This is a genomic window from Pseudomonas sp. Lb2C2 (genome assembly GCF_052112205.1).
Taxonomy (GTDB): domain Bacteria; phylum Pseudomonadota; class Gammaproteobacteria; order Pseudomonadales; family Pseudomonadaceae; genus Aquipseudomonas; species Aquipseudomonas kilonensis.
This window is the reverse complement of sequence record NZ_JAUTYW010000009.1, coordinates 106,307-127,408: the sequence shown is the minus strand read 5'-3', so window position 1 is coordinate 127,408 and position 21,102 is coordinate 106,307. Positions and strand designations below refer to the sequence as shown.

The 21,102-nt window shown below is 60.9% G+C and carries 26 protein-coding genes; 11 read left to right on the top strand and 15 right to left on the bottom strand.

Annotation, left to right across the window (positions count from 1 at the left end; genetic code table 11):
• Window positions 1-83 precede the first annotated feature (83 nt).
• Entirely contained in the window at window positions 84-368 is a 285-nt protein-coding gene (locus Q7F16_RS25210; RefSeq protein ID WP_409556462.1) for a Cro/CI family transcriptional regulator, read from the bottom strand.
• A gap of 111 nt (window positions 369-479) precedes the next feature.
• On the opposite strand from Q7F16_RS25210, the gene Q7F16_RS25205 reads away from it, so the two are divergent.
• The 10 genes from Q7F16_RS25205 (at window position 480) to Q7F16_RS25160 (ending at window position 9,204) form a co-directional block, all read left to right on the top strand.
• Window positions 480-1,241: a LexA family transcriptional regulator gene (locus tag Q7F16_RS25205; protein WP_409556461.1), complete on the top strand. Its 762-nt coding sequence runs from the start codon at window positions 480-482 to the stop codon at window positions 1,239-1,241.
• A gap of 82 nt (window positions 1,242-1,323) precedes the next feature.
• Window positions 1,324-1,701 carry a LuxR C-terminal-related transcriptional regulator gene (locus Q7F16_RS25200; protein ID WP_409556460.1) on the top strand — a complete coding sequence of 126 codons (378 nt, stop codon included), beginning with the start codon at window positions 1,324-1,326 and terminating at the stop codon, window positions 1,699-1,701.
• A 63-nt stretch (window positions 1,702-1,764) separates the two neighbouring features.
• Window positions 1,765-2,007 carry a hypothetical protein gene (locus Q7F16_RS25195; protein WP_409556459.1) on the top strand — a complete coding sequence of 81 codons (243 nt, stop codon included), beginning with the start codon at window positions 1,765-1,767 and terminating at the stop codon, window positions 2,005-2,007.
• Window positions 2,004-2,297 (top strand): CopG family ribbon-helix-helix protein, encoded by a 294-nt coding sequence (locus tag Q7F16_RS25190; protein WP_409556458.1) that lies wholly within the window; start codon window positions 2,004-2,006, stop codon window positions 2,295-2,297. The genes Q7F16_RS25195 and Q7F16_RS25190 overlap by 4 nt, the downstream gene beginning before the upstream one ends.
• The gene (locus tag Q7F16_RS25185; RefSeq protein WP_409556457.1) at window positions 2,294-2,509 is read left to right on the top strand and encodes a hypothetical protein; all 216 of its coding nucleotides are present in this window, start codon (window positions 2,294-2,296) and stop codon (window positions 2,507-2,509) included. The genes Q7F16_RS25190 and Q7F16_RS25185 overlap by 4 nt, the downstream gene beginning before the upstream one ends.
• Window positions 2,510-2,680: 171 nt before the next feature.
• Complete coding sequence (locus Q7F16_RS25180; RefSeq protein WP_409556456.1) at window positions 2,681-3,865, top strand: tyrosine-type recombinase/integrase; 1,185 nt, start codon at window positions 2,681-2,683, stop codon at window positions 3,863-3,865.
• Window positions 3,866-3,901: 36 nt separating this feature from the next.
• Window positions 3,902-5,674 carry an N-acetylglutaminylglutamine amidotransferase gene (locus Q7F16_RS25175; protein ID WP_046063010.1) on the top strand — a complete coding sequence of 591 codons (1,773 nt, stop codon included), beginning with the start codon at window positions 3,902-3,904 and terminating at the stop codon, window positions 5,672-5,674.
• 3 nt (window positions 5,675-5,677) lie between these two features.
• Window positions 5,678-7,423, top strand: coding sequence for an N-acetylglutaminylglutamine synthetase (gene ngg / locus Q7F16_RS25170; protein WP_409556455.1), 1,746 nt, complete (start codon window positions 5,678-5,680; stop codon window positions 7,421-7,423).
• Between the two features lie 180 nt (window positions 7,424-7,603).
• Window positions 7,604-8,794, top strand: a complete 1,191-nt coding sequence (locus Q7F16_RS25165) for an osmoprotectant NAGGN system M42 family peptidase (protein ID WP_014337201.1) — start codon at window positions 7,604-7,606, stop codon at window positions 8,792-8,794.
• 182 nt (window positions 8,795-8,976) lie between these two features.
• Window positions 8,977-9,204 (top strand): YheU family protein, encoded by a 228-nt coding sequence (locus Q7F16_RS25160; RefSeq protein ID WP_003199186.1) that lies wholly within the window; start codon window positions 8,977-8,979, stop codon window positions 9,202-9,204.
• Here the strand turns inward: Q7F16_RS25160 and csrA are convergent.
• From csrA to Q7F16_RS25145, 3 genes are all read right to left on the bottom strand, one after another.
• Entirely contained in the window at window positions 9,193-9,393 is a 201-nt protein-coding gene (gene csrA / locus Q7F16_RS25155) for a carbon storage regulator CsrA (RefSeq protein WP_046063008.1), read from the bottom strand. The genes Q7F16_RS25160 and csrA overlap by 12 nt on opposite strands.
• A gap of 152 nt (window positions 9,394-9,545) precedes the next feature.
• Window positions 9,546-9,878, bottom strand: coding sequence for a YnfA family protein (locus Q7F16_RS25150; RefSeq protein ID WP_046063054.1), 333 nt, complete (start codon window positions 9,876-9,878; stop codon window positions 9,546-9,548).
• A 57-nt stretch (window positions 9,879-9,935) separates the two neighbouring features.
• Window positions 9,936-10,751, bottom strand: coding sequence for an SDR family oxidoreductase (locus Q7F16_RS25145; protein WP_046063007.1), 816 nt, complete (start codon window positions 10,749-10,751; stop codon window positions 9,936-9,938).
• Window positions 10,752-10,981: 230 nt separating this feature from the next.
• Between Q7F16_RS25145 and Q7F16_RS25140 the strand changes: the two genes are divergently transcribed.
• Window positions 10,982-11,134, top strand: a complete 153-nt coding sequence (locus tag Q7F16_RS25140) for a DUF3309 family protein (RefSeq protein WP_003183939.1) — start codon at window positions 10,982-10,984, stop codon at window positions 11,132-11,134.
• Window positions 11,135-11,196: 62 nt separating this feature from the next.
• On the opposite strand, the gene Q7F16_RS25135 is transcribed toward Q7F16_RS25140, so the two are convergent.
• The 11 genes from Q7F16_RS25135 to ccmA form a co-directional block, all read right to left on the bottom strand.
• Window positions 11,197-13,290 (bottom strand): LTA synthase family protein, encoded by a 2,094-nt coding sequence (locus Q7F16_RS25135; protein ID WP_409556454.1) that lies wholly within the window; start codon window positions 13,288-13,290, stop codon window positions 11,197-11,199.
• Between the two features lie 388 nt (window positions 13,291-13,678).
• The gene (locus Q7F16_RS25130) at window positions 13,679-14,086 is read right to left on the bottom strand and encodes a hypothetical protein (protein ID WP_046063005.1); all 408 of its coding nucleotides are present in this window, start codon (window positions 14,084-14,086) and stop codon (window positions 13,679-13,681) included.
• Window positions 14,087-14,100: 14 nt separating this feature from the next.
• Entirely contained in the window at window positions 14,101-15,303 is a 1,203-nt protein-coding gene (gene ccmI, locus Q7F16_RS25125; protein ID WP_409556453.1) for a c-type cytochrome biogenesis protein CcmI, read from the bottom strand.
• Window positions 15,296-15,769, bottom strand: coding sequence for a cytochrome c-type biogenesis protein (locus Q7F16_RS25120; RefSeq protein ID WP_409556452.1), 474 nt, complete (start codon window positions 15,767-15,769; stop codon window positions 15,296-15,298). Before Q7F16_RS25120 ends, ccmI begins: the two co-directional genes overlap by 8 nt.
• Window positions 15,766-16,302: a DsbE family thiol:disulfide interchange protein gene (locus tag Q7F16_RS25115; RefSeq protein WP_409556451.1), complete on the bottom strand. Its 537-nt coding sequence runs from the start codon at window positions 16,300-16,302 to the stop codon at window positions 15,766-15,768. Before Q7F16_RS25115 ends, Q7F16_RS25120 begins: the two co-directional genes overlap by 4 nt.
• Window positions 16,299-18,287, bottom strand: coding sequence for a heme lyase CcmF/NrfE family subunit (locus Q7F16_RS25110; protein ID WP_046063003.1), 1,989 nt, complete (start codon window positions 18,285-18,287; stop codon window positions 16,299-16,301). Before Q7F16_RS25110 ends, Q7F16_RS25115 begins: the two co-directional genes overlap by 4 nt.
• Window positions 18,288-18,290: 3 nt before the next feature.
• Complete coding sequence (gene ccmE / locus Q7F16_RS25105) at window positions 18,291-18,746, bottom strand: cytochrome c maturation protein CcmE (RefSeq protein WP_014337191.1); 456 nt, start codon at window positions 18,744-18,746, stop codon at window positions 18,291-18,293.
• Window positions 18,743-18,919 (bottom strand): heme exporter protein CcmD, encoded by a 177-nt coding sequence (gene ccmD, locus Q7F16_RS25100; protein WP_014337190.1) that lies wholly within the window; start codon window positions 18,917-18,919, stop codon window positions 18,743-18,745. The genes ccmE and ccmD overlap by 4 nt, the downstream gene beginning before the upstream one ends.
• On the bottom strand, window positions 18,916-19,671 hold the full coding sequence (locus tag Q7F16_RS25095; protein ID WP_014337189.1) for a heme ABC transporter permease: 756 nt from the start codon (window positions 19,669-19,671) through the stop codon (window positions 18,916-18,918). Before Q7F16_RS25095 ends, ccmD begins: the two co-directional genes overlap by 4 nt.
• A 94-nt stretch (window positions 19,672-19,765) precedes the next feature.
• Window positions 19,766-20,434, bottom strand: a complete 669-nt coding sequence (ccmB, locus tag Q7F16_RS25090) for a heme exporter protein CcmB (RefSeq protein WP_003199151.1) — start codon at window positions 20,432-20,434, stop codon at window positions 19,766-19,768.
• Window positions 20,431-21,066 (bottom strand): cytochrome c biogenesis heme-transporting ATPase CcmA, encoded by a 636-nt coding sequence (ccmA, locus tag Q7F16_RS25085; protein WP_409556450.1) that lies wholly within the window; start codon window positions 21,064-21,066, stop codon window positions 20,431-20,433. Before ccmA ends, ccmB begins: the two co-directional genes overlap by 4 nt.
• Window positions 21,067-21,102 lie beyond the last annotated feature (36 nt).

Here is a 21,102-nt window from a genome sequence, read left to right as displayed (position 1 = left end):
TACGATTTGGCGTAAATAGCATGCGAATAATCCAAATACCTGCGCATGCGCGGAATATCTAAAGTTTTCGCATGCGAAAGTTTTCATGACTCTGACCAAGCACTGGATGGATTTACAGGTACATCCGAACCTGATGCTTCAGGCCTTGCGGGATTATGATTTGAGCATTGGCTGGGCGCGTTACGCCGTTTCTGACCAGGAAATGGTTTTTCTTCAAAGGCAAACAGATTGCCGTCGTCGCGCACAATCACGAAGATGGAGCGACCTTCACGGATAGCCTTGCTCAAAGAACCCTGGCTCATTCCGAGCTTTTCGGCTGTCCGGGCATGTCGCTTTGCTGCGTACTCAGCGAGGGGAATTCGTTGCACCGGAGTCACTCCACAATTTCGTTTTCTCTCTTTAAATAGTGCTGGCGGGATTTTTTAAAGTCAATGCCTGCGGCATTTGAATTTTAATGCCGCCGGACATATGGTCGATTTATGAAAAAGAAAGAGCTCTCACCTGTAGGCAAAGAGGAATGTGCTGCGCTGAAGGCCATCTTCATGGAGAAGCGTAAAGCGCTCGGCTTGACGCAAGAAAAAGCCGCCGCTGCGCTAGGAATGAACCAAGGGTCATTCAGCCACTACCTCAATGGCAGAAATTTGATAAACACCCCTTTCGCAGTACAGGTATCGCGGCTTCTTGGAGTGCCTGTCGAGAGCTTCTCGCCTCGCATCGCAAAACACATAGCGATGATGACTCGGTCGATCTCTGGTGAAGGGCTTGCAGACATGCATCAGGGAGAGCGCGACGAATCCACTTTGGATCCGGCCGTCCAGCGGTGGATAAAGGCAAAGAAGTACCCACTGATATCGTGGTCGGAAACCGACAACCAGGTTCATCCGCTGAATTCACTGAGGAATAAGAGGATACAACAGGGGATGGAGTATTTACCGTCAACAGAGGACGCTGGCGAGAATGGCTACTGGCTCACCGTTGAGGGATCTTCCATGAGCCACAGCGGAAGTCCTAGCTTCCCAGTTGGGACCCGAATCTTGATCAAGCCGCAAGGGTTCGATTTGATCAGCGGCAAGTATTACGTCGCTGAAAATAAGGACGGAGAGAAGACCTTTAGGCAGCTCGTAAAGGAGGCAGGGGCTTTTTACCTTGTACCGCTGAACGCCTCGTTTAAACCGCTCGAAATCGGTGAAGATTGGCTACTGATCGGTCGGGTCATTGACGCAAAAATGGACGGCCTGTAAGAAATAATCCCGCAGGCATTGACAGCAGTTAATCCCGCAAGCACTATTGCTCCATCTTCAATAAGATCTGGAGCGTCGCGCAATGGCATCAATCACCTGCGGTTCATGGAAAGGCTTACTAGGCAACGGTCTTGCAGAGCGCGAGCTTATCTGTGTCCTCGCCGTTGCTGCCGGCCACACTGACAAAGAAATAGCGCGGCGTGACGGTCTATCTCCTCGGTCAATCAAAGGCCGTATCGAATCAGCCATGTTTAAGCTCGGCGTCTATAAACGTCCTGCCCTTGTCGCCGAGGCCATGCGCCGCGGGCTAATCAGCCCGATGATAATGGCCCTTTGCGCCATCCTTGTGGGCCAGTCAGCAACCAGCGACAACCCGCTCAGCCGAATCCGACGCCCAGGCGAGCGCCGTGTCGAAACCCGCGTGGCCGTCCGCCGCATTGAGGTCGCCCTCACCGCCTAATTCAACCTGACTTTTTGCGACAGCCAACAACGCGGCCGGGATTCGCTCGGCCTGGAGAAAGTGATGACACAGAAACGCTTATCGGCAATGCGCCTCTTTGAGGTGCTGATGTTCATGTTCGTCTACGTCGCGCTCACGGTCGCGTGGTTTGGCTTCGCCGCGCCGGAAATGATCAGCAGCGTCTCAACCGGCGCTGTTCTCGTTGGGTTCGCAGGTTCGGTCCTGTGGCTCATCTGCACCGCATGCATCGCTGTTTACATCATCAACAAATGGCATTCAGCCGAAACCACGGAGAAGCAACCATGAAGCGGCACGACTCCCGCACCGCCGATAAATTCGTGGTGCGCCTACCAGACGACATGCGAGCCGATGTCGAGGCCTTGGCGGTCTTCGAAGACCGCAGCATGAATAGCGTGATTGTTCAGGCGATCCGAAACCACCTCGATTTCAATCGCCGCCAAGAGCTATTGCTGGACGCCCTGCGCGCAGCATCCGCGCGCAAGCAACTGCCCGCTATCTGTGGGAGCGAACAAGGCTCAAATACTGCTGAAACCCAGATCCAGCAAGGCTCTGTCTGTGGGAGCGAGCAGCCATGACAGCCGCATCGCCAAGTGGCAGCCGGATTGCTCTTAAAGATGAGTTCAGCCAGCTCGGCTCCCGCCTGGTCCGCTTCGGCCAGGCCATGCAGGAGCCGAGCACCACGGTCAGCGAACTGATGCGCCTAGCCCAAGCCTGTTGGATCGATCTCAAGCTGCGCATGGTGGCTGAGTCGCAAGAAGCGACGGAGAGAAACCATGTCAGCAGCTGAAGAGCTTCTTCACGACACCGCCCACGACAAGGTCACTGAGAAGAGGATGGCTGAATTGGTGGGTTGCACGGCCAAGGCCCTGCAGCGCAAGCGGGAGAGGAACGTCATACCCGTCTGGGTATGGGCGAAGATTGATGGGCGGATCATGTACAGCAAGCGGAGATATGACGAATGGATAGAAAGCCTGTGGACCTGCCAGCAGGGGTGGAGCTTGTCGGGCGATCAATCCGAATTCGTTTCACCTGGAACAAGAAGCGCTGCTGTGAAACGCTCGCCCTCCCTCAAACCCCGAAAGGGATCGCTGCTGCAGCGGGCCTACGTGCTCAAGTAAAGCAACTGGACAAGCTCGGCGCCCTCAGTGTTGAGAAATACGCCGAGCTATTCCCAGGGACACGGAGCCTGGAGGCCAAGGCAGCCCCGATTTTTTTCGACTATGCCCAGGACTGGCTCGACGGCCTGCAGATTGTGGAGAGCACCCGAAAAAACTACCGGTCCACCTTGCAAACGTACTGGGTGCCCTACCTCGCAACCAAACGTATCGACACCATCACGCCCGTGCTGATGCGAAAGATCGTCAATGACATTCAGTGGCCCTCCCCAGTCCGCCGGCGCGACGCCGTTCGCCTGGTCACCACGATCCTCACCCAGGCGGTGCGTGACGAGTTGATCACTCGGAACCCGGCCAACTCGATAGCGCCGACCAGGGTGCCCAAGCGAGACCTGGACCCTTTCACCCGTGCCGAGGCAGATCTGGTCGTCGAGAAATTGTACGAATTGACGAGCGGTTTGCAGCAGATCTACGCGTGCTTTTTTGAGTTCTCTTTCTACACAGGGATGCGGCCAGGAGAGGCAATGGCGCTGCGCTGGAGCGAAGTGGACATTCGCAAGCGGACAGCCAAAGTCTGTCGGATTCGCATCTACGGAAAGATCCAGGAGCGGACCAAGACGAAGGTCACTCGGGAAGTTTTATTGAACGATCGAGCGCTACGGGCACTCGAAAAAGCCAGACCTTTAACGGCGGCACGATCCGATTACGTGTTCGCGCCGGAAGGATCGGGCGATAAAGCTGAGCTGTTCATTCGATCCGAGACAGGTCCAAAACGCTACTGGCTGAGCGCGCTGCGGAAGTTAGGAATTCGGCATCGCAGAATGTATGACACGCGCCATACGTACGCCACGATGTGTTTGATGTCCGGCATGAATCCAGCATTCATCGCCGCGCAACTCGGGCACAGCGTGCAAGTGCTGCTTTCCACCTACGCCAAGTGGATCAGTTCCCCGAGTGACTGGGCAGAGCTGGACAAACTGGACCGAGTAGAAAGTGGTACGAAAACGGTACGAGAGAATCACCAGTAGCGACACACATGCCGAAATACAAAGGGTTCACAGTACATGTGCGGATTAGCTGGAGAGTTACGTTTCGATCAACAACCTGCGGACCTTGCGGCCGTAGAGCGAATCACCCATCACCTGGCCCCTCGCGGCCCCGACGCCTGGGGTTTTCATAGCCAGGGGCCAATTGCCCTGGGCCATCGGCGCCTGAAAATCATGGACCTGTCGGACGGCTCGGCCCAGCCGATGATCGATAATCAGCTGGGCCTGTCCCTGGCTTTCAACGGCGCGATCTACAACTACCCGGAACTGCGCAGCGAGCTCGAAGGCCTGGGCTACAGCTTCTATTCCGGGGGTGACACCGAAGTGCTGCTCAAGGGCTATCACGCCTGGGGCGAAGCGCTGCTGCCCAAGCTCAACGGCATGTTCGCCTTCGCCATCTGGGAACGCGATGCCAAGCGGCTGTTCATCGCCCGCGACCGCCTCGGCGTCAAGCCGCTGTACCTGTCACGCACCGGCCAGCGGCTGCGTTTCGCCTCGGCGTTGCCGGCGCTGCTCAAGGGCGGCGACATCAACCCGATGCTCGACCCAGTGGCGCTCAACCATTACCTGAATTTCCACGCGGTGGTCCCGGCACCCCGCACCTTGCTGGCCGGTGTTGAAAAACTGCCGCCCGCCACCTGGATGCGCATCGAAGCCGACGGCAGCACCGAGCAGAAAACCTGGTGGACCTTGCCTTACGGCCCTCGAGCCGATGAACAGCACCTGAACCTGGAAGACTGGATCGATCGCGTGCTCGACAGCACCCGTGAAGCGGTCGCCATTCGCCAACGCGCCGCCGTGGATGTCGGCGTGCTACTTTCCGGTGGCGTGGACTCGAGCATGTTGGTGGGCCTGTTGCGCGAAGTGGGCGTTGAAGACCTGTCCACGTTTTCCATCGGTTTCCAGGATGCCGGCGGCGAGCGCGGTGACGAGTTCCAGTATTCGGACCTGATCGCCAAGCATTACGGCACCCGCCATCACCAACTGCGCATCGACGAGAAAGAGATCATCGAGCAACTGCCGGCAGCGTTTCGTGCCATGAGCGAGCCGATGGTCAGCCACGATTGCATCGCCTTCTACCTGCTGTCGCGGGAAGTGGCCAAGCACTGCAAAGTGGTGCAAAGCGGCCAGGGCGCCGACGAGCTGTTCGCCGGTTACCACTGGTACCCGCAGGTCGATGGCGCCAGCGATCCGTACGCGGCCTATCGCGCCGCGTTCTTCGACCGCAGCTACGAAGAATATGCCGCCACCGTGCAGCCCAAATGGCTGACGGCCAACGACGCGGCCGGTGATTTCGTCAAAGAACATTTCGCCCAGCCCGGGGCCGATGCGGCGGTAGACAAGGCCCTGCGCCTGGACAGCACCGTGATGCTGGTGGACGACCCGGTCAAGCGTGTCGACAACATGACCATGGCCTGGGGCCTGGAAGCGCGCACACCCTTCCTGGACTACCGCCTGGTGGAACTCTCGGCGCGGGTCCCAGCGAAGTTCAAACTGCCCGATGGCGGCAAGCAGGTGCTCAAGGAAGCCGCCCGACGGGTGATCCCCGGCGAGGTGATCGACCGCAAGAAAGGCTATTTCCCGGTGCCAGGCCTCAAGCACCTGGAAGGCAACACCCTGGCCTGGGTTCGCGAGTTGCTGCTGGACCCGAGCCAGGACCGCGGCCTGTTCAACCCGGCCATGCTCGACCGCCTGCTGACCGACCCCAACGGCCAGCTCACGCCGTTGCGCGGCTCGCGGCTGTGGCAACTGGCGGCGCTGAACCTGTGGCTCAGCGAGCAAGGAATCTGATCGATGAAACCTCATGCAACGGTTCACAACCAACGCCTCTTGCGCGGCCAGGCCCCCTCCTATGAACGCCTGCAGGCACGCCTGGCCGAAGACGGCAGCGAGTTGGGTGCCGACCCGATCGCAGTGCATTGCGGCTGGGGCCGACTGTTGATCGGCCACACCTTCCCGGACCCGGCAAGCCTGGCCCAGGAACTGCTCAACGAACAACCCGGCGAACGCGACATTGCCTTGTACGTGGCCGCGCCCCAGCAAGTGCTGGGGCTGGAACCGGCACAACTGTTCCTCGATCCGTCCGACACCTTGCGCTTGTGGTTCAGCGACTATCGCCAGTCCACACGGGTGTTTCGCGGTTTCCGGATTCGCCGGGCCCAGAGCGAGACCGACTGGCAGGCCATCAACCAGCTCTACCAGGCCCGGGGCATGCTGCCCATCGACCCGCTGCGCCTGACCCCGCGTCATGAGGGCGGCCCGGTCTACTGGCTGGCCGAAGATGATGACACCGGTGCGGTGATCGGCAGCGTCATGGGCCTGAATCACCAGAAGGCCTTCAACGACCCGGAAAACGGCAGCAGCCTCTGGTGCCTGGCCGTCGACCCGCAATGTCCGCGGCCCGGTGTTGGCGAAGTGCTGGTGCGTCACCTCATCGAGCATTTCATGAGCCGTGGCTTGAGTTACCTCGACCTATCGGTGTTGCACGACAATCGCCTGGCGAAAAACCTCTACGCCAAACTCGGCTTTCGCAATCTTTCAACCTTCGCCATCAAACGCAAGAACGGCATCAACCAGCCTTTGTTCCTCGGGCCAGGCCCTGAGGCGCAGTTCAATCCTTATGCGCGAATCATTGTCGAAGAAGCTCACCGCCGAGGCATTGACGTGCAGGTGGACGATGCCGAGGCCGGCTTGTTCACCCTGGTCCATGGCAGCCGCCGGGTCCGATGCCGCGAATCCTTGAGCGACCTGACCAGCGCCATCAGCATGACGCTGTGCCAGAACAAAAGCCTGACCCACAAAGTGCTGAAAAACGCCGGCCTGAACCTGCCAGCCCAACAGCTGGCGGGCAATGCCGATGACAACCTGGCGTTTCTCGACGAGCACGAACGGGTGGTGGTCAAGCCGTTGGACGGTGAACAGGGCCAAGGCGTGGCGGTGGATTTGCGCACCATTGAGGAGGTGCAGAGCGCCATCGAAGCGGCCCGGCAGTTCGATAGCCGGGTCTTGCTGGAGAGCTTCCACGAGGGGCTGGACCTGCGCATCCTGGTGATCGGTTTTGAAGTGGTGGCGGCGGCAATCCGGCGCCCGGCGGAGGTGATTGGCGATGGCCGGCACACCATCGGTGCGTTGATCGAAGCCCAGAGCCGCCGACGGCAAGCGGCCACGGGCGGCGAAAGCAAAATCCCGATGGACGCCGAGACGCTGCGCACGCTCAGCGCGGCAGGGTTCGACTACGACAGCGTGCTGCCCGCTGGGGAGCACCTGTTCGTACGGCGTACGGCGAACCTGCATACCGGCGGCGTGCTGGAGGATGTCACCGGCATCCTGCATCCGACCCTCGCTGATGCGGCGGTACGCGCCGCACGGGCGCTGGACATTCCCATGGTCGGCCTCGACCTGCTGGTGCCGGCGGCCGATCAACCCGAGTACGTGTTCATCGAAGCCAACGAACGCGCAGGCCTGGCCAATCACGAACCACAACCCACCGCCGAGCGCTTTGTGGATTTGTTGTTTCCTCATAGCCAGCCGGTGGCTTAGCCCTGCTTCTGTGGCGAGGGAGCTTGCTCCCGCTGGGCTGCGAAGCGGCCCTTCCCCGTAACCCTCCGGGTTTGTGCATTGACCTGGAGCTCAAAGGGGACCGCTTCGCGGTCCAGCGCAAGCAAGCTCCCTCTCCACAAGGTTCCCCTAATTCAACTTAACGTTCCGTGAGGAGTTTCCATGATCAGCAAAATTCCCGAACCGGATCTCGAATACCTGCAAAAGGTCCTGCTGGAGATGCTCGCCATTCCCAGCCCTACCGGCTTTACCGACACCATCGTGCGTTATGTCGCCGAGCGGCTCGAAGAGCTGGGTATTGCTTTTGAAATGACCCGCCGAGGCACGATCCGCGCTACGCTCAAGGGGCGCAAGAGCAGCCCCGACCGGGCCGTGTCGGCGCACCTGGATACCATCGGTGCCTCGGTGCGGGCCATCAAGGACAACGGCCGCCTGACCCTGGCCCCGGTGGGTTGCTGGTCCAGCCGCTTTGCCGAAGGCAGCCGGGTCAGCCTGTTTACCGACACCGGGGTGATTCGTGGCAGCGTGCTGCCGTTGATGGCGTCCGGGCACGCGTTCAACACCGCCGTGGATGAAATGCCCATCAGTTGGGACCACATCGAGCTGCGCCTGGACGCCTACTGCGCCACCCGCGCCGATTGCGAAACCCTGGGGGTGGGCATCGGCGATTACGTCGCCTTCGATCCCTTGCCGGAGTTCACCGAAAGTGGCCATATCAGCGCCCGGCACCTGGACGACAAGGCCGGGGTCGCGGCGTTGCTGGCGGCGCTCAAGGCGATTGTCGACAGCGGTGAAGAACTGCTGATCGATTGTCACCCACTGTTCACCATCACCGAGGAAACCGGCAGCGGTGCGGCCGCCGCACTGCCCTGGGATGTCAGCGAATTCGTCGGCATCGACATCGCGCCCGTCGCACCTGGCCAGCACTCCAGCGAACATGCAGTCAGCGTGGCGATGCAGGACTCCGGAGGCCCTTACGACTATCACTTGTCGCGGCACCTGCTGAAACTGGCCAAGGAAAACGACGTACCGGCACGCCGCGACCTGTTCCGCTACTACTTCAGCGATGCCCATTCGGCCATTACCGCCGGCCACGACATTCGCACCGCCCTGCTCGCCTTCGGCTGCGACGCCACCCATGGCTACGAACGCACCCACATCGACAGCCTGGCCGCCCTCAGCCGCCTACTCGGCGCCTACATCCTCAGCCCGCCAGTGTTCGCCAGCGACGCGCAACCGGCCCAGGGTTCGCTGGACCGCTTCAGTCACCAGATCGAGCACGATGCACAAATGGAAAGCGATACCCGGGTGCCGTCGGTGGATAGCCTGGTGGGGCAGCGCTCCGACAACTGACCCAGCATTTCACTGTCTGGGCTATTGCCATCGCGAGCAAGCTCGCTCCCACACTTGAAATGCATTCCCCTGTGGGAGCGAGCCTGCTCGCGATGAGGTCTGAACAAACGCCGCAAAACCCAAGGCTAGCCGCAAAAGCCCATTGGCCGTAGCATCGCCCTATTGTCTAGCCGAGGTACCCCATGCTCATCCCCCACGACCAACTCGAAGTCGACACGCTCACTCGCCTGATCGAGGATTTCGTGACCCGCGACGGCACCGACAATGGTGACGACACGCCCCTGGAAACCCGGGTTCTACGGGTCAGGCAAGCCCTGACCAAAGGCCAGGCGTTGATCGTCTTCGACCCCGAAAGCGAACAGTGCCAACTGATGCTCAAGCACGACGTGCCCAAGCACCTATTCGACTGAACAGGCCTTGCGAGTGGCAAGGGCCTTTTTCCTCTGGATCTTGTCGTAGATTTCGGAGCGATGGACATCGACGTGCCGTGGCGCTTCCACGCCAAAACGCACGGTGCCGCCGCTGACCGACAGCACACGGACGGAAATATCGTCACCGATGGAAATCAACTCACCTACAGCGCGGCTTAGTACAAGCATGGTTCTTGTCCTTAAGAATGTCTGGACCCTGACCATGCCCGGCCTGTTTCCTGTTCTCAAGACACCCGAGAGAATTCAGTAAGGCCCTACAAGCAAAGTTCTCGTGACTGACGGAAACTTCCTGCAAAAAACCTGTTGGACCGTAGGTTATTTCAGGAAGCTGAGAACCGTGGACCGAATAGAATCACACTTGCCCCCAGCACGCAGAGCGCCACACCGATCCAGTCGCAAGCCAGTGGCCGGACCCGCTCCACCACGGCCAACCAACCGATCGAGGCAATGATATAGATGCCGCCATAGGCGGCGTAGGCGCGCCCGGCATACGTCGCTTCGATGCGGGTCAGCAACAGGGCGAACAACGTGAGGCTGAGCAACGCCGGAACGATCCACCAGGCGCTCTTGCCCTGGCGCAACCACATCCAGAAGGCGTAGCAGCCAGCGATCTCAAACAGCGCGGCGAGAAAAAACCACAGGTAATTGAGCATGCAGATGTCCATCAGGAAGGCCGAATGGCGCCATCCTGAGGACATCGGGCATCCAGGTCAATTGAGGTTTTGCCGGGCCTTGGCGCGCATCTTGTCGGCCATGACGGTCATTTCGTCGTACAGCAACTGCGGATTCTTCTGCTTGAGCGCCCAAGCCATGCGTCCCTGTTCGTGGGGCAGGATCATGAACTGGCCCTGGGCGACCTGCTGGTAGATGTAGTCGGCAATATCCTTGGCGCTGATCGGCGAGCTTTCCAGCAACTTGCCAACCTGGGCCTTCATGGCCGGGGTCGGGCCGCGGAAGGAGTCCAGCAGATTGGTCTGGAAGAACGACGGGCACACCACGTGTACACCAACTTCCTGTTGCGCCAGCTCCACCAGCAGGCTTTCCGACAACGCCACGACGCCAGCCTTGGCTACGTTGTAGTTGCTCATGGCCGGCCCCTGCATCAGGGCTGCCATGGAGGCGATGTTGATGATCTTGCCGCGGCTTTTTTCCAGCAGCGGCAAGAACGCCTTGCAGCCCTTGACCACGCCCATGAGGTTGATCGCGATCTGCCAGTCCCAATCCTCCAGCGAAAGTTCACTGAAGAAGCCGCCCGAGGCCACGCCGGCATTGTTGACGATGATATCGATGCCACCGAGCTTCTCTTCGCAGGCCTGGGCGAACGCAGTCAACTGGCTGTAGTCGCGCACATCGCAGCGCTGGATGAAGCCGTCGCCACCGGCGGCGCGTACTAGCTTGAGGGTTTCCACAAGACCCGGCTCGCTGACATCCGACAAGGCCAGGCGCCAGCCTTCACGGGCCCAGCGCAGCGCGATTTCGCGACCCAGGCCAGAGCCGGCACCAGTGATCATCATGCGATTTTGCATAGCAAACAGCCTTGTTGTTCCGGGAGAGATAGGCCGAGTGTAGCGAAGGCGTTCGACGGACCAAGCTCCATCAGATTGCTGAATGGCAAGGGCAAACCGTAGACGTATAAAAACTTTGAATTTTCTACAGAGCGCTACGGTCGGATTTATTAAGCCGCCCGGATTTAACGCATGCGCGCTGGCAGTTGAAAGTTGTATCACTCCAGAACTGACCAATAAGGAAATCTACAATGGGCACAATTCTCATCATTATCCTGATTCTCCTGCTGATCGGTGGCCTTCCGGTCTTCCCGCACTCCAGAAGTTGGGGTTACGGCCCGTCCGGTATCATCGGTGTCGTGTTGGTGGTGCTGCTGGTCCTGCTATTACTGGGCAAGATATAAACCACTAAGTAAGTGCAAAAAAAAGAGGCCTTTTCAGGCCTCTTTTTTATGCTCGCCGTTTATCAGTCCGGCTTGCCGTCAACAACGCCGGCGGTGTTATCCAGCAGGCTCTTGGTCGCGGTTTGCAGGAAAGATTCGAGCTTGAGTTTCATCGGCGCGGTGTCCGGTGCATCCGGGATGATTTCCGCTCGCGGGTTGGCACCCAGTTCATAGCGATACATCTTCGGCGCCATTTCCTTTTCCTTCGGCAGGACCAGGATGTGATCATCGCGGATGATCGCCGTGGTCTGTTCGCTGCCCGATGGTTTGATCACACCAAAACCGGGATCGCCTTGCGGCAGGTTCAGCAGGTCACGGCCCCAGCACTGATTGCGCACTTGCCCGCCAATCCGACCCATGATGGTCGGCACGATGTCGACCTGAGTACCCACGGTGTGGCTACGCTGGCCGAATTTTTCCTGGATGCCCGGGCCGATCAATAGCATCGGCACGTTGAAACGGCCCAGGTCCATCTCGGTGATCTGGCGTTCGTTGCCAAAGCCATGGTCGCCGACCACGACGAACAGTGTTTCCTTGAAGTAAGGCTCCTTGCGGGCCTTCTCGAAGAACTGGCCCAGCGCCCAGTCGGAATAGCGCATGGCGGTCAGGTGTTCATTCAGGCTGCCACGGTCGGTGACCCGCTCTACCGGCAACGGCGTCGGCAACGCATAGGGCGTGTGGTTGGACAGGGTTTGCAGCAAGGCATAGAACGGCTTGCCGTTTTCCCGCGCCTTGAGCTCGATCAGGCCACGGTCGAACATGTCCTGGTCGGACACGCCCCAGGTCGGATCGGAGAACACCGGGTTCACGAAGTCGTTACGCCCGATGAACGTGGTCATGCCCTGGCTGCTGAAGAAACCCGATTGGTTGTCCCAGGCGAAATCGCCGTTGTAGACATACACATCGTCATAGTCACGGGCGCTGAGCAGTTGCGGCAGGCCGGACAGTTTGTGACTGCCCTCCGGCGTTTGCATCAGGTATTCGAAACCGGGCAGGTTCGGGAAGCACGCCATGGTGGCGAACATGCCTTGGTGGGTATGGGTACCGTTGGAGAAGAAACGGTCGAACAGCAAGCCTTCCTTGGACAGTGTGTCCAGGTAAGGCGTGATGTTGCCCGGCGCGCCCAGGGCGCCCACCGAGTGACCGGCCATGCTTTCCATGAGGATGACGACCACGTTCTTGATCGGCAGGGTCTTGTCCGCCGGCGGCGTGTAGTCGCGGCGCACGGCGGCTGTCGCGGTGTCCACCAATTTATCGTCAGGCATCACCAGCATGTCGCGCACGGTCTGCTGTGCCAGCGGTTGCTCAAGGGTGGCTTTCCAGATGTTGTCACGGTCTTCGGACATCCGGCTCTTGGCCGCGGCCACCAGCGACAGCGTACCGTTGAGGCCCAACTGGTTGGCGAAGTTCGAATCGGTGGTGTAGACGTCACCCCAGCGCAGGGGCGGCCCTTGCCGCAAGGTGCCACGGGCTGCGGTCACGGCGACCAGCAAGCAGACGATGAACACTGCGACACGACCGTACCACGGAGCGATCTGCCGGGTGCCAATGGTACCGCCACTGAACGGCCCACGCGGGCGGGTCGCACGGTCCGCGCCCTTGAACGCCAGGGCAAGGATGAGGGTGCCGCCGACCCAGGCCAGCAGGTAACGCACCACCGGGAAACCGTACCAGAGCATGCTCATCACGGTTTTCGGGTCTTCCTTTACATACTGGAAGACCAGGCCGTTGAGGCGCTGGTGGAATTCACGATAGAAATCCATTTCCATCAAGCCGAGGAACAGCGCGATGCTGGAGGTGACGGTCAGCCAGAAACGAAAGAATCCGCGGGCGGCCATGGCCCTGGCGCTGAACAACGCCAGCAGCAACGGGATGCAGAGGTAGACCACCAGGCGCAAATCGAAACGCAGGCCGTTGACGAAGGCTTCAACGAAGGTCGAGGCCGGCGTGTCGAGGATCATTTCGCGGTTATAGACCAGCAGCGCCACGCGCAGCAGGCTGAACATGACCATCATCACCAGGGCACAAAGCAACGTGTAGGACAGGTGCGATTTGACGGTCGGTTGCAGCAGGCGATGCGTAGTGCGCTGCTGACTCAGGGCGTCCGGGATTGCCATGTCGTTTAAGGACCCTATCGGAATTGGAGTGACAAAAAGAAACAACGGCGCGCCCTCTGTTGACCAAAGCCTGGCCTCGGGGCTTGCGCGAGTGCGCAGATGTTGCACGAACGGCTATGGCATTGCCATTAAATAACCGGCGGCGATATGAGCGCAGGAGATTGTCCGCAAGACTTGGTGAAAATTTCGTTCAAAGAATATTCAGAAACACAAAAAGCCCAGCCTGCTGATGCGCTTGGGCCGAATGCTGTTGTGGCGAGGGGATTTATCTGTGGGAGCAAAGCTTGCTCGCGAAACAGGCGCCTCGATTCCTGAAAGACCGCATCGCCTTTATCGCGAGCAAGCTTTGCTCCCACAGATGCCCCCTGGCTCCAGGGGTTCCCGGTGCTTAATGGAACTGACGCCCCAAGCCCGCTGGCACGCCTTCGATGGTGGTGTCTTCCCATGGGCCATTCGGGCTGACAGAACGGCTCCAACCGTTGTTCCAGCGGTAATAGGTACGCTGGCGATAGAACGTGTTCGTCTGGTTGTCCAGCACATAGACCCCAAGCTTGGCGTCCCAATGGCTGTTGCCACCTGGCGGCGGGGCGAAACTGGCGGAGGTGCGCGGCAGTGGTTTGGCCGGTTTGTTCGGGATAACAGGCTTGACCGGCGGTGTGGACGGGGCCGGTTTGGTGGTCGGGGTCGACGGTGGGATCGGTGGCAGCGGCGCCGAGGGCTCCGACGGGCGCTGGACCGCACAAGCGCTCAGGCCCATGACGAGCGTGAGCAGGGTGATACGAGCGAGGGCGGTCATGGTGCGAATTCCTGTTATTTATCCGGGCTGTCGATGGTCAGTTGTTGCTGCGCCGTGGTGCTGCTCGCCAGGGGCTGGCTGCGGCCGATCCACTCACCCGCGGTCGGCTGGCCGGCCCGGGAGATGCGCGCCACCAGTTGGACTTCGGGGAAGTTCGACAGTTTCAACTGCGGCATCATTGCGTCCGCGTCACCCAGTTCTACCGTGACCGGCAGATCGGCGACCGTCAGGCGCTTGGCGGCCAGCGGCGCCGGCGGGCCGCTGACGGCGCGAGCGAAGATGAACACGCTGTCGCCCGGTTGCACCTTGGCCTTGAGTGCCGGCGCCAGGTCGACGCGCACCTTGAGCAGCGCCGCAGCCTTGGCCACAGGAGCCTGGGCGACCTTGCCGCCACTGGCTTGCAGCTTCTCGGTGGCGCGGGTGATGCCACCCTGCAGCGCTTCACGGGATTTGTCGCCCTCCGGCAGCTCCACCAGCAGACGCCCCCAGTAATCGATCGCGTCCTGATAGCGTTCGCCCTCAAAGGCGGCAATGCCCAACAGGCCGAGGCTGGTGACTTCCTTCGGATCGAGCTTCAGCGCTTCGTCGGTCAGCGCCTGGAGTTTGTCCGACCATTTCTTGCCATCGGCAAAATATTGCGCCTGGGCCCATTGGCCCAGCAGTTCGGGTTGACGACCGGCCACCGCCACGGTGCGCTCGAAGAGCTTCGCCGCGTCGGCGGGTCGATCCTGGGCCATGTAGGTACGCCCAAGAAAATACAGGCCCTCGGCGTTATCCGGCTGCGCCGCCACCGCGCGTTCCAGGCGCAGGGTCATCTCTTCCATCGACTGCGGCGCCTGGGCGAATTCACGGGTCAACTCGACCTTGTCGCTGGCGCCGAAATGCAGGTACAGCGCCAGGCCCAGCACCGGCACCAGCACGGCGGCGAGCAACGGCAACGGCTTGCCCAACCGGGATTCGCGCGGCGCATCGGCACCCTCGGTGTCGGCGAGCAATTCACGGGCGGCTTCGGCGCGACCGGTGTCCAGTTGCGCGGCGTTGAGCACGCCCTCCTCACGCTCGGCCTGCAGTTCGGCAACACGCTCCTGGTACAGCGCCACGTTGAGCGCGGTACGGTCCTCCTCGCGTTGAGCGCGACGACCACGCAGTACAGGGATCAACAGAAAACTCAGGGCAACCAGAAGAAGCAGACCTGCGGCGAGCCAGAAATCAATCATGCTTGGTTTTATCCAACAGTTGGTCGAGGCGCTGGCGCTCTTCGACAGAAAGCGTGTCCGGGGCGGCCGTGCGCTGGACCCGACGGCGACGGACGATCACTGCAATGACGACGAAACCGCCAAGCAACAGCCCGGCAGGGCCGAACCAGAGCAGCGCGGTCTTGGAGGACAGGGCGGGGTTGTAACGCACGAACTCACCGTAGCGATCGACCATGAAATCGATGATCTGCTGGTTGTCCTTGCCCTCGCCGAGCATGCGGAAGATTTCCTTGCGCAGGTCGGCGGCAATCGGCGCGTTGGAGTCGGCGATGTCCTGGTTCTGGCACTTGGGGCAGCGCAGTTCCTTGGTCAGTTCGCGAAACCGCTCGCGCTCGCCGTCGTTGGCGAATTCGTAGGTGTCGATGGCGGCACGGGCCACACCGGCCAGGCTCAAACCGAGGATGGCAGCGGCTAACCAGCGCTTCATTGTTTGGCCTCGTCCACCAGTGCCTGATACTTGGCGGCCAGTTTCTCGCGCCAGACCTGTTCGTCGATCACGCCGACGAACTTGTCGCGGATGATGCCCTTGGCATCGATGAAGAAGGTTTCCGGCGCGCCATAGACACCCAGGTTCAGGCCCAGGGAGCCGTCTTCGTCACGGATGTCCAGCTGATACGGGTTATGGAACTCGGCCAGCCACTTCAAGGCGTCGGCGTTGACGTCCTTGTAGTTGACGCCGTAGATCACCACGCCGTTCTGGGCCAGCTTGTTCAGCACCGGGTGTTCAACCCGGCAGGAAATGCACCAGGTGCCCCATACGTTGACCAGGGCCGGTTTGCCCAGCAGGTCGGCGCGGGTCAGGGTCTTGTCACCTTGCACCGAAGGCAGGGAGAACTCCGGGAACGGCTTGCCGATCATCGCCGAGGGCAACTCGGTCGGGTTCAGGTACAGCCCACGATACAAAAACACCGCCATCAACAGGAACAATGCCAGCGGCACCAACATCAACCAACGTTTCATGCAGTGGCTCCCGTCACGCCCAAGGCTTCACGCACCCGGGTTTTCACTTTGACTCGATAACGACGATCCAGCGCCGCCAGCACCCCACCCAGGCCGGTGAGCAAGCCACCGAACCAGATCCAGCGTACGAACGGCTTGACATGGACCCGCACCGCCCACGCGCCGTCGCCCAGGGACTCGCCTAGCGCCACGTAGAGATCGCGGGTGAAACCGGCATCGATCCCGGCTTCGGTCATGACCGAGTTCTGCACGGTGTAGAGACGTTTTTCCGGGTGCAGCACAGTGATTTCCTGGCCGTTGCGGATGACCCGTACGGTGCCTTTGTCGGACGTGAAGTTCGGGCCCTCGAAGTGTTTGGCACCCTCGAAAACGAACTGATAGCCGGCCAGGTCCATGGACTCACCCGGCGCCAGGCGCAGGTCGCGCTCAGCGCTGTTCTGGCTGGACAGCACCACACCAAGGGCACAGACGGCGATGCCCAGGTGGGCGATCTGCATGCCCCAGTAACTGCGGGTCAGGGTCGGCAGGCCCTTGATCAGGCCTTTGTGCCGGGTCTTGTCGAAGATGTCCCGTACCCCCGCCAGCAACACCCAGGCCGCCAGCACGAACGTCGCCAGCACCGCCCAGTTGAAGTCGCCATACGCCACGCCGGCCACCACGGCCAGGGCGGCCGTGCCCAGCAGCACCGGGGTCAACATGCCCAGCAGCCACTTGACCGGGGTGTCTTTCCAGCGCACCAGCATGCCGATGGCCATCACCACCATCAGGATCGCCATCAGCGGAATGAACAGCGCATTGAAGTACGGTGGCCCGACCGACAGCTTGGCGCCGGACAGCGCGTCGAGCACCAGCGGGTACAACGTTCCCAGCAGGATCATCGACGCGGCCACCACCAACACCAGGTTGTTGCCCAGCAGCAGGGTTTCCCGCGACCAGAGGTTGAAGCCGACCTGGCTCTTGACCACTGGCGCACGCAGGGCGAACAACGTCAGCGAGCCGCCGACCACGAACATCAGGAACATCAGGATGAACACGCCACGCTCAGGGTCCGAGGCGAAGGCGTGCACCGACGTCAGCACGCCGGAACGCACCAGGAACGTCCCCAGCAGGCTCAGCGAGAACGCCGCGATGGCCAGCAGCACGGTCCAGCTCTTGAACACACCGCGTTTTTCCGTGACGGCCAGGGAGTGGATCAGCGCCGTGCCCACCAACCAGGGCATGAACGAGGCGTTTTCCACCGGGTCCCAGAACCACCAGCCGCCCCAGCCGAGTTCGTAGTAGGCCCACCACGAACCGAGGGTGATGCCGATGCCGAGGAAGGCCCAGGCGACGATGGTCCATGGACGCGACCAGCGCGCCCAGGCGGCATCGAGACGACCACCGAGCAACGCGGCGATGGCGAAAGCGAAGGCCACGGAGAAGCCGACGTAGCCCATGTAGAGCATCGGCGGGTGAACGATCAGGCCGATGTCTTGCAGCAATGGGTTGAGGTCACGGCCATCCGTCGGCATCTGCGGCAGGATGCGCTCGAACGGGTTGGAGGTGACGATCAAAAACAGCAGGAAACCGGTGCTGATCATGCCCATCACCGCCAGCACCCGGGCCAGCATCACTTGCGGCAACTGTCGGGAGAACACCGAGACCGCGAAGGTCCAGCCGGCGAGGATCAACGCCCAAAGCAACAGCGAGCCCTCGTGGGCGCCCCACACGGCGCTGAACTTGTAGTACCAGGGCAAGGCGCTGTTGGAGTTGCTGGCGACGTATTCCACGGAAAAGTCATCGGCCATGAACGCATAGGTCAGGCAACCGAAGGCGAACAGCATAAAGGCGAACTGCCCCCACGCCGCCGGCTGGGCCAGGCTCATCCACAAGCGATCACCGCGCCAGGCCCCCAGCAAGGGCACCACGGCTTGCACCACGGAAAAACACAAGGCGAGGATCATCGCCAGGTGGCCCAACTCGGGAATAAAGATGCCGGTCGTCATGAATCAGCCCTCCTTCACGGGAGCGGGCGCCGACTGGCCGCTGTCTTTCAGGGCCTTGGTCACTTCCGGCGGCATGTATTTTTCGTCGTGCTTGGCCAGCACTTCGTCGGCCACCACCACGCCGTCGGCATTGAGCTTGCCCAGGGCAACGATGCCCTGCCCTTCGCGGAACAGGTCCGGAAGGATGCCGCGATAGGTGATGGTCACGGTCTTGCTGAAGTCGGTGACGTTGAACTTCACGTCCAGCGAATCCCCGGAACGCACCAGCGAACCTTTTTCCACCATGCCGCCGGCGCGGATACGCGTGTCTTTCGGCGCTTCGCCGTTGGCGATCTGGGTCGGGGTGTAGAACAGGTTGATGTTCTGCTGCAAGGCGCTCAGGGCCAGGGCGACTGCGGCACCGACACCCACCAGGATCGCAAGAATGATGATAAGACGTTTTTTGCGCAGCGGATTCACTGACCGTTCTCCCGGCGCAGACGACGCGCCTCTTGTTGCAGATACCGCTTGCGGGCCAGGATCGGCACCGCCACGTTGAGGACTACCACTGCCAAGCAAATGCCATAGGCTGACCAGACATACAGGCCATGATGGCCCATGGCGAGGAAATCGCCGAATGAAGCGAAACTCATCGAGCGGCCTCCAGGCTGTTCTGTACTTCGGCCTTCACCCAACTGGCCCGGGACTCGCGCTTGAGCACTTCCAGGCGCATGCGCAGCAACAGCACCGCGCCGAAGAAACAGTAGAAACCCAGCACGGTCAGCAACAGCGGCAGCCACATTTCGACGGGCATCGCCGGTTTTTCGGTGAGGGTGAAGGTCGCGCCCTGGTGCAGGGTGTTCCACCACTCCACCGAGTACTTGATGATCGGGATGTTGATCACACCGACAATCGCCAGCACGGCGCAGGCCTTGGCGGCACTGTCACGATTGCTGATGGCGTTGCCCAGCGCAATAAGACCGAAGTACAGGAACAGCAGGATCAGCATCGACGTCAGTCGCGCATCCCAGACCCACCACGACCCCCAGGTCGGCTTGCCCCAGATGGCCCCGGTGACCAGCGCCACGGCGGTCATCCAGGCACCGATGGGCGCGGCGCATTGCAGGGCGACGTCGGCCAGCTTCATCTTCCACACCAGCCCGACCACACCGCACACCGCCAGCATCACGTAGACGGACTGGGCCAGCATCGCCGTGGGCACGTGGATGTAGATGATGCGGAAGCTGTTGCCTTGCTGGTAGTCCGGCGGTGCGAAGGCCAGGCCCCAGACTACGCCAAAACCAATCAGCAACAACGCAGCAATGCTCAACCATGGGAGCAGTTTGCCGCTGATGCCGTAGAACCATTTGGGTGAGCCGAGCTTGTGAAACCAGGTCCAGTTCATTGCTGTTTCCATCACGGTTGCGGCTCGCCATCGCGAACCGCCGGGTCAGCCTTTACTTCCGAAGAAGTGGTCAGTTTTTGACCAGGCCTCGTTATTATTCGCCGACGCTGATTTTCAGGCCAGCGGCTATTGCAAAGGGTGTCAGGGTTATCGCCAGGGCGGTCAGGCTCCCAAGCCACAGCAGATAACCGGTCGCGGGCATCCCTTGCAAGGCCGCTTGCAAGGCACCACTGCCCAGGATCAAGACTGGGATATACAACGGCAGGATCAGCAGCGCCAGCAACAGGCCGCCGCGCTTCAAACCCACCGTCAATGCCGCGCCCACCGCACCGAGCAGGCTCAGCACCGGCGTGCCCAGCAGCAGCGACACCAGCAGCACCGGCATGCACGCGCCGGGCAGCCCCAGCATCATCGCCAGCAGCGGCGAGAGCAGCACCAGTGCCAGCCCGGAAAAAACCCAGTGTGCCAGTACCTTGGCCAAAACCAGAAGGGCCAGGGGGTGCGACGAAAGGACCCACTGTTCCAGTGAACCGTCTTCGAAATCACTGCGGAAAAGCCCGTCCAGTGAGAGCAGGACCGATAAAAGCGCGGCCACCCAGACCAGCCCCGGAGACAAGGTTTGCAACAATTGAGTCTCCGGACCGACCGCCAACGGGAACAGCGCGATGACGATCGCGAAGAACACCAGCGGATTGGCCAGTTCGGCCGGACGACGGAACAGCAGGCGCGCTTCGCGGGCAAGCAACAGGCCAAACACACTCATACGGCCCAGTTCCCCAGATCAATGTTGCGATAACCGGCCGGCATTCGCGCCAGCGTGTGGTGGGTGGTCAAGAGCACCATGCCGCCGTTTTCACAGTGCCGGGCCAGGTGTTCCTCGAGCTGCGCGACGCCCTGCTTGTCCAGGGCGGTGAATGGTTCGTCGAGAATCCACAACGGAGGGCTGTCCAGGTACAGCCGGGCCAGGGCCACGCGGCGTTGCTGGCCGGCGGACAGGGTGTGGCTCGGCACGTCTTCGAAGCCGCGCAGCCCTACCGCCGCCAACGCCTGCCAGATCGCCTCGCGGCCGGCCGGCGTATGCAATGCGCAGAGCCAACTGAGGTTTTCTTCGGGGGTCAGCAAGTCCTTGATGCCGGCGGCATGGCCGATCCAGAGCAGATTGCGGGCCAGTTCGCTGCGCTGATTGTGCAAGGGCTGGCCGTTGAGCAGCACCTGGCCTGCGGTCGGTTGCATCAAACCGGCCAGCAGGCGCAGCAGGCTGGTCTTGCCGCTACCATTGGGGCCACTGATTTGCACCATATCGCCACGCGAGAGTCTCAATTCGAGATTTTCGAAAAGCAGTCGCAAGTCTCGCTCACAGGCGAGGCCGACGGTTTGCAGGAGAGGATTGGTCAAGGGATCGCGGGCCTTATACGGTTCAAGTCGGCGGTG

Bases quoted from the DNA above. Each gene is read 5' to 3' on its own strand.
- Q7F16_RS25205 (WP_409556461.1), top strand. From the start codon at position 480: ATGAAAAAGAAAGAGCTCTCACCTGTAGGCAAAGAGGAATGTGCTGCG.
- Q7F16_RS25200 (WP_409556460.1), top strand. From the start codon at position 1,324: ATGGCATCAATCACCTGCGGTTCATGGAAAGGCTTACTAGGCAACGGT.
- Q7F16_RS25195 (WP_409556459.1), top strand. From the start codon at position 1,765: ATGACACAGAAACGCTTATCGGCAATGCGCCTCTTTGAGGTGCTGATG.
- Q7F16_RS25190 (WP_409556458.1), top strand. From the start codon at position 2,004: ATGAAGCGGCACGACTCCCGCACCGCCGATAAATTCGTGGTGCGCCTA.
- Q7F16_RS25185 (WP_409556457.1), top strand. From the start codon at position 2,294: ATGACAGCCGCATCGCCAAGTGGCAGCCGGATTGCTCTTAAAGATGAG.
- Q7F16_RS25180 (WP_409556456.1), top strand. From the start codon at position 2,681: ATGGATAGAAAGCCTGTGGACCTGCCAGCAGGGGTGGAGCTTGTCGGG.
- Q7F16_RS25175 (WP_046063010.1), top strand. From the start codon at position 3,902: ATGTGCGGATTAGCTGGAGAGTTACGTTTCGATCAACAACCTGCGGAC.
- ngg (WP_409556455.1), top strand. From the start codon at position 5,678: ATGAAACCTCATGCAACGGTTCACAACCAACGCCTCTTGCGCGGCCAG.
- Q7F16_RS25165 (WP_014337201.1), top strand. From the start codon at position 7,604: ATGATCAGCAAAATTCCCGAACCGGATCTCGAATACCTGCAAAAGGTC.
- Q7F16_RS25160 (WP_003199186.1), top strand. From the start codon at position 8,977: ATGCTCATCCCCCACGACCAACTCGAAGTCGACACGCTCACTCGCCTG.
- csrA (WP_046063008.1), bottom strand. From the start codon at position 9,393: ATGCTTGTACTAAGCCGCGCTGTAGGTGAGTTGATTTCCATCGGTGAC.
- Q7F16_RS25150 (WP_046063054.1), bottom strand. From the start codon at position 9,878: ATGCTCAATTACCTGTGGTTTTTTCTCGCCGCGCTGTTTGAGATCGCT.
- Q7F16_RS25145 (WP_046063007.1), bottom strand. From the start codon at position 10,751: ATGCAAAATCGCATGATGATCACTGGTGCCGGCTCTGGCCTGGGTCGC.
- Q7F16_RS25140 (WP_003183939.1), top strand. From the start codon at position 10,982: ATGGGCACAATTCTCATCATTATCCTGATTCTCCTGCTGATCGGTGGC.
- Q7F16_RS25135 (WP_409556454.1), bottom strand. From the start codon at position 13,290: ATGGCAATCCCGGACGCCCTGAGTCAGCAGCGCACTACGCATCGCCTG.
- Q7F16_RS25130 (WP_046063005.1), bottom strand. From the start codon at position 14,086: ATGACCGCCCTCGCTCGTATCACCCTGCTCACGCTCGTCATGGGCCTG.
- ccmI (WP_409556453.1), bottom strand. From the start codon at position 15,303: ATGATTGATTTCTGGCTCGCCGCAGGTCTGCTTCTTCTGGTTGCCCTG.
- Q7F16_RS25120 (WP_409556452.1), bottom strand. From the start codon at position 15,769: ATGAAGCGCTGGTTAGCCGCTGCCATCCTCGGTTTGAGCCTGGCCGGT.
- Q7F16_RS25115 (WP_409556451.1), bottom strand. From the start codon at position 16,302: ATGAAACGTTGGTTGATGTTGGTGCCGCTGGCATTGTTCCTGTTGATG.
- Q7F16_RS25110 (WP_046063003.1), bottom strand. From the start codon at position 18,287: ATGACGACCGGCATCTTTATTCCCGAGTTGGGCCACCTGGCGATGATC.
- ccmD (WP_014337190.1), bottom strand. From the start codon at position 18,919: ATGAGTTTCGCTTCATTCGGCGATTTCCTCGCCATGGGCCATCATGGC.
- Q7F16_RS25095 (WP_014337189.1), bottom strand. From the start codon at position 19,671: ATGAACTGGACCTGGTTTCACAAGCTCGGCTCACCCAAATGGTTCTAC.
- ccmB (WP_003199151.1), bottom strand. From the start codon at position 20,434: ATGAGTGTGTTTGGCCTGTTGCTTGCCCGCGAAGCGCGCCTGCTGTTC.